General features: G+C 51.8%; 10 protein-coding genes and 1 CRISPR repeat array. Of the genes, 6 read left to right on the forward strand and 4 right to left on the reverse strand.

From position 1 onward, the window contains the following. Positions 1-678 precede the first annotated feature (678 nt). The 3 genes from B4113_RS01175 to B4113_RS01185 form a co-directional block, all read right to left on the reverse strand. On the reverse strand, positions 679-1,806 hold the full coding sequence (locus B4113_RS01175; protein WP_033023717.1) for an ABC transporter ATP-binding protein: 1,128 nt from the start codon (positions 1,804-1,806) through the stop codon (positions 679-681). 16 nt (positions 1,807-1,822) lie between these two features. Beyond that, entirely contained in the window at positions 1,823-2,707 is an 885-nt protein-coding gene (locus B4113_RS01180; RefSeq protein WP_200878298.1) for a glycine betaine ABC transporter substrate-binding protein, read from the reverse strand. Between the two features lie 452 nt (positions 2,708-3,159). Continuing rightward, complete coding sequence (locus B4113_RS01185) at positions 3,160-3,723, reverse strand: hypothetical protein (RefSeq protein WP_061912122.1); 564 nt, start codon at positions 3,721-3,723, stop codon at positions 3,160-3,162. A gap of 147 nt (positions 3,724-3,870) precedes the next feature. Between B4113_RS01185 and B4113_RS01190 the strand changes: the two genes are divergently transcribed. From B4113_RS01190 to B4113_RS01210, 6 genes are all read left to right on the forward strand, one after another. After that, a complete protein-coding gene (locus tag B4113_RS01190; RefSeq protein WP_033023714.1) occupies positions 3,871-5,382 on the forward strand; it encodes a TIGR02677 family protein in 1,512 nt (503 codons plus the stop codon). Continuing rightward, entirely contained in the window at positions 5,366-6,523 is a 1,158-nt protein-coding gene (locus B4113_RS01195; protein ID WP_033023713.1) for a TIGR02678 family protein, read from the forward strand. The genes B4113_RS01190 and B4113_RS01195 overlap by 17 nt, the downstream gene beginning before the upstream one ends. Next, positions 6,523-10,641 (forward strand): TIGR02680 family protein, encoded by a 4,119-nt coding sequence (locus B4113_RS01200; RefSeq protein ID WP_033023722.1) that lies wholly within the window; start codon positions 6,523-6,525, stop codon positions 10,639-10,641. Before B4113_RS01195 ends, B4113_RS01200 begins: the two co-directional genes overlap by 1 nt. Beyond that, positions 10,638-11,858, forward strand: coding sequence for a TIGR02679 family protein (locus B4113_RS01205; protein WP_033023708.1), 1,221 nt, complete (start codon positions 10,638-10,640; stop codon positions 11,856-11,858). Before B4113_RS01200 ends, B4113_RS01205 begins: the two co-directional genes overlap by 4 nt. Before the next feature lie 343 nt (positions 11,859-12,201). Next, positions 12,202-12,959: a CRISPR direct-repeat array (repeat unit 30 nt; unit sequence GTTTTTATCGTACCTATGAGGGATTGAAAC). Between the two features lie 17 nt (positions 12,960-12,976). Continuing rightward, complete coding sequence (locus tag B4113_RS19315; protein ID WP_153017106.1) at positions 12,977-13,237, forward strand: hypothetical protein; 261 nt, start codon at positions 12,977-12,979, stop codon at positions 13,235-13,237. Between the two features lie 115 nt (positions 13,238-13,352). Continuing rightward, positions 13,353-14,813 carry an S-layer homology domain-containing protein gene (locus B4113_RS01210; protein WP_061912123.1) on the forward strand — a complete coding sequence of 487 codons (1,461 nt, stop codon included), beginning with the start codon at positions 13,353-13,355 and terminating at the stop codon, positions 14,811-14,813. Between the two features lie 137 nt (positions 14,814-14,950). On the opposite strand, the gene B4113_RS01215 is transcribed toward B4113_RS01210, so the two are convergent. Beyond that, positions 14,951-15,484: transposase (locus B4113_RS01215; protein WP_153017107.1), on the reverse strand; the 534-nt coding region annotated here is incomplete at its 5' end.

A 15,484-nucleotide genomic window follows, 5' to 3' on the forward strand; every position in this document is an offset into this window, starting at 1 on the left:
TGACACCCCTGCATCATACCAAGAGGGCTTTTTTTGATCAAGTCCCCGGAAAAGCTCCTAACGGGAATGCTCCTTGGTAAAAAAGCAGCGGTCCGTTCATCGTTGTCTTCCTTATTGAAAAAACGGTGACGGATGAGCCGCTGCTATCGTGCTCTTCCCTCATTGGTGAAAAAGAGGTGGAGAGCCAACCGCTTCCTTGTCATCGGCGAAATTCAGCCGCCAATGGGGGCCTCGTCGTATTCTGAAGGGGACGTTGCGGTCACACCGGCCAACTGCCAACGGGCGAATGGTTTCCGATCACCCGCTTTTTAGACGAGCGGCTATCGAGCCAATCGCACCCGATTCGCTTTTAATGTGCGGCCGTCTTCCATCTGTTCACAAGACTAGAGGTTCCCCTAGTTGATGAGTGAACATGTGAAAAGCAGGACCGATGCATCAGAGTTTTTCCCGTTGAGAAATGACATTGCAAAGCCGTATCCAAGATTAAATCCCCAGCCTCCTCGAAGGTTGGTGAAAAACAGCTGGTTCCCCTGACCGATGAGTGAACGTGTGAAAAGCAGGACCGATGCTGCAAGGTTTTTTATTTGAGAAATGATCTTGTGAAGCGGCATGCTCCCGTAAATCACCGGGCTTCTGGAGATAACTGGAAACGCGTCCCTCCGCCCATGGTTGATGTCTTTATGCGTGCTGCTGGAACGTCCACTCAGCGAGCGCGCGCATCATGCTGGAGCGCGTAATGCCGCCGACAAGGCGGTCGCCATCGAGCACCGGAATGATGCGCACGTCCGGGTCTTGGAACAAGGCGGCGACGTCTGTTACATCCGCTTCTTTTTGTAATGTCGTCACATCGTAGTCAGCGATGTCGGCGACAAGCAAATGTTCCTCATTGTATCGTTGCTCGATTTGTTTGAGCGTCACGATGCCAAGAAACGATTGCTTTTTATCAACGACGACCAGACTGTCGACCTTTCGCGCCTTCATCAGCCGGAACGCTTCGGCCAAGCCGCGCCGCGGTGCGATCGTGGCGACGGCGTCAGACATTAAATCTTCCGCTGTCGGCACGGCTGTCTGGCGGGTCAGCAGACGGTCTTCACCAATAAACTCGCGGACAAAGGAGTTCGCCGGCCGCCGAAGCATTTGGTCCGGCGTCGCAAATTGGACGACTTCCCCGTCTTTCATCAGCGCAATCCGATCAGCGATTTTAATCGCCTCGTCCATATCGTGGGTGACAAAGACGATCGTTTTGCGAATTTCTTCTTGCAAGCGGACGATGTCATCTTGCAGCTGTTCGCGGCTGATCGGGTCGAGGGCGCTGAACGGCTCATCCATCAAAATAATATCCGGTTCCGCGGCCAACGCGCGGACGACACCGACGCGCTGCTGTTGGCCGCCGCTGAGTTCCGATGGGTAGCGGTGCTTGAACGTCGCTGGATCCAAGCCGACGAGGTCAAGCAACTCATCGACCCGCTTTTCATAGGCGCTTTTTTCGCATTTTTTCAGCTTCGGCACGAGCGCGATGTTTTCCGCGATCGTCATGTGCGGAAACAGCCCGATTTGCTGGATGACGTAGCCGATGTTGCGCCGCAGTTCGACCGGATCAAGCGTAGAAATGTCTTGCCCGTCGATATATACGGTGCCCGACGTCGGCTCGATCAATCGATTGATCATTCGCATCGTCGTCGTTTTTCCGCAGCCGCTCGGTCCGATGAGGGCGACCAGCTCGCCTTTATGGATTTCAAGATTGATAGTTTTTAAGGCGACAAATCCATCCTCATACTGTTTTGTGACGTTTTCAAATCGAATCATTCACATTCCTCGCTTTCTAGTCGATCAGTCCTTCCGATTTCAAAAAGTCTATTGCCACTTCGCGCGGCCGTTTTCCTTCCAAATTCACTTCGCCGTTCAGTTCCATCATTTTTTCGTCCGTTAAGATGTTGGCCAGTTTGTTCAGCGCTTCCTCGAGTCCTGGGTTGGCGTCCAACACGTCTTGGCGGATGATTGGCACGGCGTGGTACGGCGGGAAGTAATGTTGATCGTCTTTGAGCACGACGAGATCGTATTTTTTGATGCGGGCGTCCGTCGTGTAGGCTGTGATGACGTCGATCTCCCCGTTTTTCGCCGCTTCGTATTGCAAGTCCGGATCGATGTTGACCGTTTTTTTGAACTGGAATCCGTATGTATCGACAAGCCCGTCATAGCCGTCGCTTCGCTCAAAAAACTCGGCGTCTGACCCAAAGGTAAGGGAAGACGAATGATTGACTAAATCAGAGTACGTTTTGACCCCGAGCTTTTCGGCAAGGTCTCTTCGCATCGCCAATGCGTACGTATTGTTAAATCCGAGTGGTTTGAGCCAAGCGATGTTGTATTTTTCCTTATATAACTTCTTCGTTTCATTATAGATTTGTTCGGGCGTTTTTGCCGGATCGTACGGCTGTTTTAAAATGTTTAAATACCCTGTTCCCGTGTACTCGACGTACATGTCGACGTCTCCGTTTTCAATGGCTTGCTTAAGCATAAAGGCGCCGCCTAGACTGTCCTTCACTTCCACGTCCAAATCGGTGTTGGCCTTCACATACTCAGCCAATAAATGCGTCAAAATCACCTGCTCGGTAAACTTTTTTCCGCTAATCACAATGTGCCCTTTCGCATCACGTTTCCCGCTGCAGGCGGCCAGTCCGAACACAAGCCCGACAGCGAGCAATGACATGAACCATTTACGCAAAACGATTCCTCCTTTTTTGGATCCGAAAATGCCGATAAAAAGATCCATCCGACCTGTTAAACACCCGGACGATGGTGTTGAAAGTTTTTCTTTAAAAAATGTTGGACAGCAGTTCTCCCTTTGCATCACCAGCCTTCTAAGTCAAGGGGGAAAGCAAAAAAAAACGACACGGAGGGGAAAACGTCACAAACATAGGGTAACGCAAATTAGGTTAAGTTGGAAAATTTGGTATCAGCCGATCTATCCGCGTTTGGCTGCTTCTCACCTTGAGAACCGTTCTCTCCGCCGCGATGCTTACAAATGCTCGGGAATGCGCCCTAATCCTCCTAAATTCTCCGAATTCGAGATATTCGAGCTGAATAGGAAGAAAAAACCGGCTGCGGTAAGCAGCCGGATCCATCGAAACGAGTGGGTTCATGATCTGTTGAGGAATCATCTTACGCATGAACGAGGCGGTGAAGAATGCTTTCGGTTTTGAAGACGCGGGCGTTGAGGACATGCAGTCCCGCTTCATGTTCGGCGAGAGCCGGCAACACCTTGTCTTCGAGGATCGATGTGACGTGGGTGAGGTCGCCTTTCATTTGGTGGAGGTCGTTCGCCATCGCCTCGTATTTCGCGGTCAGCACTTCCTGCCCATGACGAAGCGCTTCGGCAATCGCCTTCGTTTCCGTCGTGCGTTCGTAAAGCAAATCGATGCGCTGTTCCAGCGTGGTCGTCCGCTCATTCAATTGGGCGAATTGCTGCTCAAGAGCGCTCGTCCGCTCATTCAATTGGGCGAATTGCTGTTCAAGAGCGCTCGATCGTTCATTCAACTGGGCGACCTGCGTCTCGAGGGCGGTTGTTCGCTCATTGAGCTGGGTGACTTGCGTCTCGAGGGCGGTTGTTCGTTCATTGAGCTGAGCGACTTGTCCCTCTAAAGCGCCGACTCGCCGTTCGAGCGACTCGACTGCCGCGCGCGTGGCTTTCACCTCGTGCAAAATTTCCCGCAATAGCGCTTCCATGTCGATTCACCTCCTTTTCGTCTCTATTTTACAAAAAAAGGGGCATGGATGGCGAGAAAAATTCGGAAAAATAGCTTTCACTAGCCAAAGGAAGAATGAAATCGTTACAATAATAATTAGGAAAAAGAGAGGAAAAGGTGGACGAGGATGGATGCTTCTTGGTTGAAGCCGATTGTCGAAACAAAGTATTTGTCGGCGGAAAATGCACACCGTTATCGCGCGATTTTGCGGTATTTCTACATTCAGCACGAACGGATGCGGCAATATTTGTTCCCCGAGGAAGTGTATGCGTTTTTGAAACAGCATGCCGAATTTGCCGATTATACTGAGGATGATTTGCAGCAAGACCTCGATCAGCTTGTCAAATGGAACAATTTGATCGCCCGCCAAGAGACTTCCCATGTACGGACGATCGAGGAATTTAAGAAAAAGCGGTTTCGTTATCAATGCAGCCCGTACACAGTGGAAATAGAGCGAATGATTCGCACGCTCGAACAGTTGGGCGACTCGTTTGGCGGTTCGCTCGAGAAAACGCGGTTTGACCGTCTGTACGCCTCCCTTTCTCGCATGGAAACGATCATATCTGCTAATTTCCAAGAAAAACCGGACGAAATACACCAAGTGTGGGAGGAGACGTTTGATTATTTCAAAAAAATCATTCACCATTCGGCTGATTATATCGCCTATTTGCATAGCGAAAATTTGGAAGAACGGATGACGGCGGAATCGTTTCTCGTTTACAAGGAACAATTTACCGCCTATTTGCGTGATTTTATCGTCGCCTTACAGAAGACATCGATGCAAATTGAGCGGCTGTTGGAAGACCTTCCAGACGAAGGAGTGGACCGGTTCATTGAGCATGTAGTCGATTATGAGCGGTCGATTCCACGCTTTGCCGACAGCGCCCCGTCGCGCGCCGAATGCATCGAAGAAAAGCGCGAGACGTGGCGCAGTTTGCGCGAATGGTTTTTAGGTCGGGACGGCCACGAAAGCGAGCTGGCGTTTTTGCAGCATCAGACGAATGAAGCGATTCGTCGCTTGACGCGCATCGTGCAGCGGCTTGGTGAGCGGCATCACCACTTTCGCAGCCGCAAAGGCGATTATTTGCACTTGGCACGCTGGTTTTCGCAACTGTCCTCGATCGAAGAGGCGCACTGTTTGTCGGCGGTCGTGTTCGGCTGCTTCCATACGAAACATCTGATCGCAGACAATGAGGCGACAGATGATATGTATCGCGATGTTTGGGACGAGGCGCCGATGGAATGGGTGACGAAGCCGCGCGTGCGCCATTATGGAGAAAAGAAGAAACCGCAGGCGATCGAGGAGAAAAAGCGGGAAAAAGAAGAAGCGCGCCGCCGCTATTTGGAGGAGAAGGCACGCGAGGAAGCCGAACTGAAACAGCTGGTGAAAGACGGAAAAATCGTGCTGGCCGAACTCGGTGAAGTGACCCCGTACGTACGGAAGACATTGCTCGCCTGGATCGCCAAAGCGATGGGGAAAGAACAGCCAACCGTGAAAACGGAGAACGGCTGGGACATCCGCATTGTTCGTCGGGACGACACGATTTGCCTTCATGCTGAAGACGGAACGCTTGTGATGCCCAACTACGAAATCGAAGTGATGGCGGAAGGAGGGAGCGAAGATGGAGACGGCGTTTGATGACAAGGCAAAAGAAGCGTTGGCGGCGCTGTTTGAACAATTTTGGATCGTCCGCGACGCCGACCCGGAACGGTATCAGCTTGTCCGCGAACGCGAACACGTGCTCAAAAGATATGTCGAGGAGAAGTTCGGCTACCGCTTGATCGTGCACCGGCATTTCGCGAAGCTCGAAAAAATTCCGGCTGAGCCGGAGCCGTGGATGGGGATTCCGTCGTTTCAAGAGCCGCTCGACTATGCGCTGTTTTGCTGCTTGATGGCGTATGTTGAAAGCAAGGCGGTTGAAGAAAAATTTTTGCTTTCCGATGTATGCGAGGAAATCCGCGCCATGTATCCGGGCGATGTGCCGGTCGATTGGACGAACTATTCGCAGCGGCGCGCGCTCATTCGCGTGCTGAAAACAGCGGAACAAATCGGACTGATCCGCCGGATGGATGGAGAGATCGAAGCGTTCGCGCAACATGCGGACGAAGAAGCGCTTTATGAAGTGTCGGTGTTGGCGCGCTACTTTATGCGCACATATCCGAAAGACTTGCTGCAATATACGTCGATTGATGAACTGTTGGCGGAAGAATGGAAAGCAGCGCCGCAAGATTACCGGCGCCATCGTCTGTACCGGAAGCTGTTTTTATCACCGGCTGTGCACCGAACAGAAGGCGACGAGCAAGATTTTTATTACTTGCGCAACTTCCGGCATCGGCTGCGTGAGGATATTGAGTCCCATACGCCGTTTCGATATGAGCTGTACAAAAACGTCGCCATGTTGACGATTCCGGAACGGCAGGCGCCGTATACGCTTTTTCCCGATCTAAAAGGGACATCTGACATCATCCTTCATTTTGCCGCCGTCGTCCGCGAGCGGTTGGCGTCCTTTCCGCCGGACGAGTACGGGCGCCTTTGGCTGACGCCGGCGCAGTTTTCTGAATCGCTCGCCGATACGAAGCGTCGTTACGAAGCTGGATGGGGGAAGACGCATCGCGAAGCATCGCTTGCGGAGTTAGCTCGCGAGGTGCTGGCGGAGCTCGAAGCATGGCGAATGGCAGACACGGATCCCGAGACGGGCATGGTCGTCCTCTACCCGCTCCTTGGGCGGCTTTGTGGGCGATACCCGGACGATTTTCAAGCGAAAGAGAGGGAGCTATGATGGCAGATCGATGGATGTTGCATCGCGCGGGATTGATCAATTTCTGGTATTATGATGAACAATATTTTCATTTTGCCGACGGAAAGTTGTTTTTGCGCGGAAGCAATGGAGCGGGCAAATCGGTGACGATGCAAAGCTTGATCCCGGTGCTGCTTGACGGGAAAAAGACGCCCGACCGGCTCGATCCGTTCGGTTCGCGGGCGCGGCGAATGGAAGATTACTTGCTCGGGGAAAAAGATGTCGTCAACCGCGATGAGCGGACCGGTTATTTGTTTCTCGAATATAAGCGGACCGAAACCGATCAATATCTTACGACCGGCATCGGTTTGCGAGCGAAACGGCAAAAAAATCTCGACTTTTGGGGCTTTGTCATTTTGGACAACCGCCGCATCGGCCATGATGTTGACTTGTACAAAAAAGAAAAAACAGGCGAGAAAATTCCTTTGACAAAGCGCGAGCTCGCCGATGCGCTCGGCGCTGGGGGAACGGTGGTCGAGACGCAAAAAGAATATATGGAGCTCGTCAATAAGCATGTGTTCCGCTTCGAATCGCTCGAGGCGTTTCAAGAGTTGATCGAGCTGTTGATTCAATTGCGGAGCCCGAAATTATCGAAAGATTTCAAGCCGACGGTGATTTACGAAATTTTGGAAAGCGCATTGCCGCCGTTAACCGATGAGGAATTGCGCCATTTGTCCGAGACGATTGAAAATATGGACCAAGCAAAGCAGCAGCTGGAGCAGCTCGAGCGTGATGCGCGGGCGCTCAAGCGGCTTTGCGACCATTACCGTCATTACAATGAATATATGATTGCCGAAAAAGCCGTGGAATACGAGAAAGCGGTCCAACGAGCCGAACAGCTCGCCGCTGAGCAGCGAACAAGATCAGAAGAGGAGAACAAAGCGCGGCAGCGGCTTGATGAGTTGGATGAGGAGATCATCCGCCTCAGTCGTGAAGAAGACGTGTTGCGTGCACGGGAAGTGGAGCTTGCGGGCCATGAAGTCTTTCAACAAGCCGAAACGTACGAAAAGTTAAAGGAACAGCAGCGCGACCTAGCGAGGCGGCGGGAGCGGCAAGAGCGGGTGATCGAAGAGAAGGAGCGGCTTGAACGGCAGCGCCGCCATCAAATTGATGAGGCGGAAGCGCGCCTCGATGAGCTGGAACGGAAGGTGGAAGAGACGTTGGCGCAGTTGCGCGCCGACGCGGACGAAGGGGCGTTTGCCGGCCATGAAGTGAATGAAGGCGATTTTCTCCGTCATCATCGTCAACAGCGCGAATTTCCGTTTACGGTTTGGAAGCAGGAAGCGGACCGCCATGCGGAACGGCTCGAAGCGCTCGCCGACCTTTGGCGGCGTCATGAGGGACTGCAAGCGCGCTATGAAGAAGCAAGCAAAGAAGCAGGCGAACTGCAGCGGGAAGTTGACGAATGGCGGCATCAATACCGGAAATGGGACGAACTGCTTGACCAAGAAAAAGAGCGGTGGGAACAAGCGGTGCTCGCTTGGCTGGAGCGTGGCGGCGTCACGGTGGACGAAGCGCGCATTCAGACGTTTTTGCGACAGACGGACGGCTTGTATGATCAATATTCCATCGATGACCTCAAGCAGCCGTTCACGGCGGCGTATTATGATGCCGTCGGGAAGAAAAACGATGAAAAATGGCGGCTTGAACACGAAATGCGCTTGCTTGGCGGCCAGCTCGCCGAGCGCGAGCAGGAGCTTCGCCATTGGCAGACAGAACAAGACCCAGAACCGGAACGCGATCCACAGACGGACGCCATGCGCGCAGAGTTGGAGCAACAAGGAGTTGTTTCCGTTCCGCTGTATGCGGCAGTCGAATTTTTCGACCATGTGCCGGAGCCTGTCCGCGAGCGGATCGAATCGGCGCTCGCCCATGCCGGACTGCTCGATGCGCTGATCATTGACCGCGATATGGCGGTGACGTATGACCGGGTGCTCGTCCCGAACCCGGTGCATATGGCGCATACGTTGGCCGATTATCTCCAGCCAGATGCAGGTGTCCCTGTCGCTGCGGAGCGGATTGATGCCGTGCTTCGCAGCATTGTCATTGCCGATGAGGCGCAAGACGGTGGCATGACGCTTAATGAAGCTGGACGCTATGCGCTTGGTCTCGTACGCGGTCATGCGCCCGCCCGCGAGCGCGCCATGTTCATCGGCCGCACGGCAAGGCGGCGGTGGCGGATGGAGAAGATCGCTTCATTGGAAGAAGAGATCGCTTCCTTGCGGCAAGCGCTTGACCGCCTGCAGGCGGAACACAAAGCGGTGGAAGCTCATATCGCCGCATTGGCGGAGTGGTTTGCCGCGTTTCCATCCGACCGCGATGTGCGCGCGGCGTTTGAGGAACGGGAGGAAGCGCGCCGCCGCGCGGAAAGCAAAGAGCGCGACTGGCAGCGGCAACAAGAAAAGGTATCCCGACTCGCTCGCGAGTGGCAGCACCTCAAGCAAACGTTGCGCGAGCAATCGGCAGGGCTTGACGTGGCGTTTTCCGTGGAAGGATGCGATCGAGCCCGCTTGGCGATGAAATCGTATCTCCGCTTTTTGCATGAACTGGAAGTGCATGTTCGAGAAGCGCTCTATGTCGCGGTGATGATCACCCAGCAGCGCGAGCAGCTGCAGGAGCTTCGCGACGACATCGATGAGGCCAAAGGGGAGCGGAATCGCCTGCTCGATGAAGACGAACGTCTGGCGCTCCGCATGGCTGAGATCGAACGAACGCTCCAACAAATGGGGGCGGATGACATTCGCGCGGAAATCGCCCGCGTGCGGGAGCGGCTCAGCGCTCTGCGCGAGGCAGTTCCGCGTCTAGTCAACGAGCGGGCGCGGACCGAACAGCGCCTTGCGCGTCTTGCCGAAGAACGGGAACAAGGAGAGAAACGGGCAACGTTCGCTCGCGAGCTGGCCGCCGCATGGGAGCAGGCCTTTGCCCGTGAGGCGGCGCTCAAGTTGGTGGAGCTGGACCGTTCGCGTCCGCTTCGCGAGCAGGCGAGCGAAGCGAAACAGCGGTATGGGGGAACGTTGAAAGACAGCCGCTCTTCGCTGCTGGCTCGGCTGAACACAATCTTTTTCCAAGAATCATCCAATTTGACCGAATACCGGGCGACGTTCGAATCGCTCCCGTTCGAGGAGAAAGAATGGAGCACCGCGGCGCCGGACGACGAAATGGCGATGAAAGCAGCTGATTGGAGGGAAAAACAAGAGCGAAACGTCATTTTCCTTGACTACAAAGGGCAGCGTGCCACGCCGTCTGTCGTTTTGGCGGAAGTTGAGCGGGAAATCGCGTTGCAGCACGAGTATATGAAAGAACAAGACCGGGAACTGTACGAAGAAGTCATTTTAAAGTCGGTCGGCCGCATTTTGCGCAGCCGCATCCAACGCGCGGAGCGATGGGTGAACGACATGAACAAGCGGATGAGCGAAATCGATACGTCATCGAGCCTCGTTCTATCCATTCAATGGAAGCCGAAAACGGCGGAGACGGAAGACGAGCTCGACACGAAAGAGCTGGTGGGGTTGCTGCGGATGGATTCACGGCTGCTCAAGGAGGAAGATTTGCAGCGGGTGACGAACCATTTCCGCTCGAAAATCGCCCGCGCCCGCGAACTGCTTGAGGAACGCGGCCAAGGCAACACGCTTCATCAAATTATAAAAGAAGTGCTCGACTATCGGAAATGGTTTTCGTTTACCCTCTACTATGAAAAAGAACACGAACCGAAGCGCGAACTGACAAACCAACGCTTTTATCGGTTCAGCGGCGGGGAAAAAGCGTTGGCGATGTACATTCCGCTGTTTGCGGCGGCGTATTCACGCTATCAGGAAGCAGGCGATGATGCGCCGTACATCATCTCGCTTGATGAAGCGTTCGCCGGCGTCGATGAAAACAACATCCGCATGATGTTCGGCCTTGTTGAACAGCTCGGCTTTAACTACATCATGAACTCGCAGGCGCTTTGGGGTGACTACGACACCGTGCCGGCCCTGTCGATTTGCGAGCTCGTCCGTCCGCGCAATGCGCCGTTTGTCACCGTCATCCAGTATTATTGGAACGGGCGCATCAAGCAATTAGTAGCGAATGAGGAAGAATGGGAGTTGATCGAGACATGAACCGGGCCGAAGAGGCCGCTGCCTTTTTCCGTTCCGAACTGGGCTTTCACCGTTTGTTTGTCGAGATGAAGAGGAAATACGAGTCGCTCGGTCGTGTTGGTGGCGTCGTCTCCTTGGCATCGTTCAGCGAGAACGAGCGCGAAGCCATCGCTGCCTTTTTCGGCCGAGACGTTTCCCGCGTTTCCCTGCCCGCCTTTGAACGGCAGCTCGAACGAACACGGTTTGCCGGCGTTGGCCTCATCGAGCTGCTCGAGCACTATTTCGGTGAGCCGCTCGTGCCGAAAAAAGAACAGCGTCAGGCGGCCGAAAAGGAGCGGGAGCGGTTTTTCGGGCATCTCGCCCACGAGCACCCTTGGCTTGAAGACATTTGTGGCCAACGGTTCATCCAAGCAGCGTATGAGGCAAACCGCGAAGAGTTGGCGGCGGCGATCCGTCTTGTCGGCGCCGCCCTTCGCCGCTTGCCGCTCGGCTCGTATGAACGGCTCCCATTGTTTGCCCAGCGTATCGCCGGTGATCCACACGCTTTTGACCTGTCAACGCTCCCCGGCAAGGTGTTGCTGTCGGCCTTGCAAGCAACCGTGCTAGGCGAGTGGGATGTGACCTCTGTAGAGAGCGTCAATGAATTGCTGCAGTCCGTCGGCCTGCTCCGCGAGGATATTTTGAACTTTGCCACCTGCGCCAACTTGTTGGCCGAAACGAAGAAAGGCCCTCACCCGGTCTTCACCGCTGCCGTCGAAGCCAACAGCGCATTGAATGCACCGCTAAGGGACGTGTTGTCGCTCATTCGCGCCTATCCAGCCAACGGCGGCATCGTATACGTCGTCGAAAACGCGGGCGTTTTCTCGACCTTGCTTGACACCCGCGCCCCGCTTGTCTGCGCGAACGGGCAAATGAATTTAGCGACGATGCGGCTCCTTGATTTGCTCGCGGCTTCAGGCGCCAAGCTGCATTACTCCGGCGACTTTGACCCGGAAGGTTTGAAAATGGCCGACCGTTTTCTCGAGCGATACGGCTCGGCGGCTGTTCCATGGCGCTACAGCGTCGATGATTACTTCGCCGCCACCCCATCGGTTCACTTGCCTCCGGAGCGGCTCGCCAAACTCGCCTCCGTAGCGTCAACGCCGCTGCAGCCAGTGAAAGAAGCGATAGCGAAAACCGAAAAAGCGGGATACCAAGAGGCGATCATCAGCCGACTGCTTGGAGACATAAAAAGTTAGCACTCGCCCCCGTTCGTGCAAGTGTTGGGATTCCAATGTTTGTATTCGTCTTGCCCGCGATGGATGAGCAGGCGGCGCCCGGGTCTTATTCACCGCATGACGAGCGTTTACCCTCGCTTAGGCAAATAGCAATCGGCAAACAAGGCAAGTCAAACGCTAGGAAGCAGTCTTCATTTGTCGTCGACCTCCAATCGCGCAAAAACCCCAGGGGGTCGACGACATTGATTTTGATCGCTTGATCCCTACAACCATCAAGGAGAGATTTCATTGACAGAATCTTCGAAACGTGTTATTCTGATGATGACATTGAAGGGAAAAGGTTGATATGACAACACTTTTTGGGGTTTTTATCGTACCTATGAGGGATTGAAACTCCTATGGTTCTTGCGGTTTCCCGCAAGGTCAGACGTTTTTATCGTACCTATGAGGGATTGAAACTGCGCTAGAATTGGGTTTGCAGTGGGTGTCGCGTGGGTTTTTATCGTACCTATGAGGGATTGAAACTGCACGGTCCCTCGCTTCCGCAAGTCGGCGACAAGGTTTTTATCGTACCTATGAGGGATTGAAACGGGTGCGGCCTGTGTGCCCCGCACGCCGGCAACGCGTTTTTATCGTACCTATGAGGGATTGAAACTCCCGTTTGCATCCGTGATTTTGACTCCTAATCGTTGTTTTTATCGTACCTATGAGGGATTGAAACTTGATTGTGCGGAGTGTCGTTCCGTCAACTTTTTCTGGTTTTTATCGTACCTATGAGGGATTGAAACTATTGTCATTGGGCTGGTTTTTCTGTGTTGCAACGCCGTTTTTATCGTACCTATGAGGGATTGAAACTTCGGAGGATTGTCATAACTATGTTGTGCTACATACGTTTTTATCGTACCTATGAGGGATTGAAACACAAAGGCATTGACCATTTTCGCTCCCGCATCACCGAGTTTTTATCGTACCTATGAGGGATTGAAACTCCGACAAGATGATAGCTCCGCATGGTCTGGGAAACGCGTTTTTATCGTACCTATGAGGGATTGAAACTAGGAACCGCCATGCAAGGTTTTGGAGCATTGGCAGTTTTTATCGTACCTATGAGGGATTGAAACTGGAGTAGTGGCGACTATATGTGGTTAGGACCGATTTACGTGAGGGCGAAAATATATGGATTTGATGGTGCGCCGCCATCTCCAGTAGGTGGTAGTGGAGGTTATATTATAGTGAATATTGAGCAAAAGGTTCCTACAAGTTTAAGAAAATTGATGCAAGCGTTTAAAGTATCCCTAAAAACGGATGAGAATCCTGTGAATGGTGTCGATTTCGAAGGTTTCTGGGGTTACTACAGTATTATATCTGAACATGCATTTAGTACAAGCATAGTACAGTAGTTTTCAAAAATACAACTACTAATAGAAGGGTATAAGAGGAACACATAATCGACTGGGGGAATATAAATGGAGAGTAGAAAGAGAAGTTGGTTAGTAAAAAAGGGAGGTAATTATAGTGGAAGAGAGAAAAGAGAGGACATGGAAAGGAGCCGTAAAGTATTTAAAAGTAGCGGCTGCTAGTACGTTGATGGCGTCGATTGGGTCTGCTTATACGTTTGATACCGTATATGCGGATACAAATGGAGTGAATAATAATGTAAAGATTGAGGAGATTTTTAATCAGACGATTTTAAGCAATGCTCCGTTTAAGGATGTGCAAGCAGACTTCTGGGCGGCAGATTCGATAAGATGGGCGATTTCGTATGGTGTGATTAAAGGAGATGTGAATGGATTTTTTAGACCAAATGATGTCATTACAGAGGCAGAATTTGCGGAGATGATTGGTCATTTTTATAAGTCGTTAGAGAAAGAGATTACGGATGTAGCGACGAAGGAGAAAATAAGTTGGCAAGATGCGACATATAAGGTATTGGCAAAATATCGAGTACCGTTGATGGGATATAAGGATGCATTTTATCGGAAGAGTCCTTTGACAAAAGGATTATTGGCACAAGTGTTAGCATATACGAATGGACAAAAGTCGGATTTAGATCATGCGATTTATTATGTATTAGATAAAGGGATTGTAGTAGGAAAATCGGAGACTGGAAAGACGATTTATGAGAAATTTGGTCATAAAGACCATTTAACGAGGGCACAAACGATTGTGGTATTGCATCGTTTGTATAACATAGGAAATAGAGATTTGGCAGGTAGTGTAATAAAAGGAAAGGTAGAGGATGTAAATAAAGGAATTCAATTGGCGGAAGCACAAGTGAATAAAGAAGTGGTAGAGAAGAAGGAAGGAGTACATGTAGTGCCAGTGACACAACCAAAAGTAGAATCGGCACAAGTGAAAGCAACAAGTACGGCGAAGAAGGTAGTAACAAGTAAGACTTCTTCGACGAAGTTGGTAACGCCGAAGAAACCGTTAACGGTGAAGACAGCTTCTGTGTCTATGAAAAAGCCATCGCAGCCTGCAAAGAAACCAACAACGAGTGTGAAGAAGCCGGCAACGTCAGTGAAGAAACCAGCGCCAGTTAAGAAACCGACTATTCCTGTGAAAAAACCAGTGGTTCAACTACAGAAGCCGGCAACGAGTACGAATAAACCTGTGAATAAGTCGACTAATCAAGTGCAGACGAAGTCGGTAGATTATGTTAAGGTAGTTGGAGATATTTATGCAAAATATGGTTTACGTGTTAATCAGGGTAATGATGGATTTAATGCTGGAGGAAGAGCTACAAACGGCGAGATTGTAATGAATATGTATAGAACTACTGATAGAACTATGGGAATGGAACGTGGAGATTTGAATTTTAGATTAGCTGCTTTAGCTATGGAAAGATTGGGATATGGAGATAGTGATGCTATTTATAATGCATTAGTGAAGATGCATAAAAACGGTGGGCCTCCGATAAAAGTTGGGAAAGTTACAGTGGTAAATGGAGGAAGATGGCTAGTAATTTTTTATTAAAATTAGTAGATTTATAGGATAGTATCCAGTAATTATTATTGGATATTATCCTATAATTAATTTATACATAAAGGACTGTAGATGAGCATCTTTCATTACAATAATTTCCATGCCCTAAGAGACAAACAGGGGACCCCTTAGGCGACATGGAGCTGTTTTTTGATCACATCAATGGGAATATCTTGCTTTGCGGCGTCATAGATGAACTCGACGACGCTGTGCCCTTTCCGAGACCGAAGAAGCTCCAGGCCGGAAGAGAGGTCTTGCTGAGATTCGGCGATGCTGTATACGCAGGCGAACAGCACCACGGCCCAATACCGTTTCACCGCCCGAATGTGACGAACACGGTACCCATCGAGCTTCAGCTGGTCTTTGGCCTGCCGGAAAAAGCATTCGATCGTCCAGCGCTGGGCATAGTAACGCAAGATCTCTTCATCGCCTAGCTCCCGGTCGGTGCTCAAGACGACATGGAGATGATCTGGCGTCATCGGTTCATCCGCCTTCCAAGCCAGCAGCACCACCGCGTCATCGAGGCCATGGATCGCTCCCTCGTAGCGATACACGCGGTAACGCTCCTTCCCCACCGTGACGAGGTGGGTGTCGTTGGGCTCGATATAGCGGGCGAACTTCTTCGCTTGGATGGCGATACCTTTCGGATAGAGAATCCGGTT

It is taken from the genome of Geobacillus sp. B4113_201601, from assembly GCF_001587475.1.
Taxonomy (GTDB): domain Bacteria; phylum Bacillota; class Bacilli; order Bacillales; family Anoxybacillaceae; genus Geobacillus; species Geobacillus icigianus.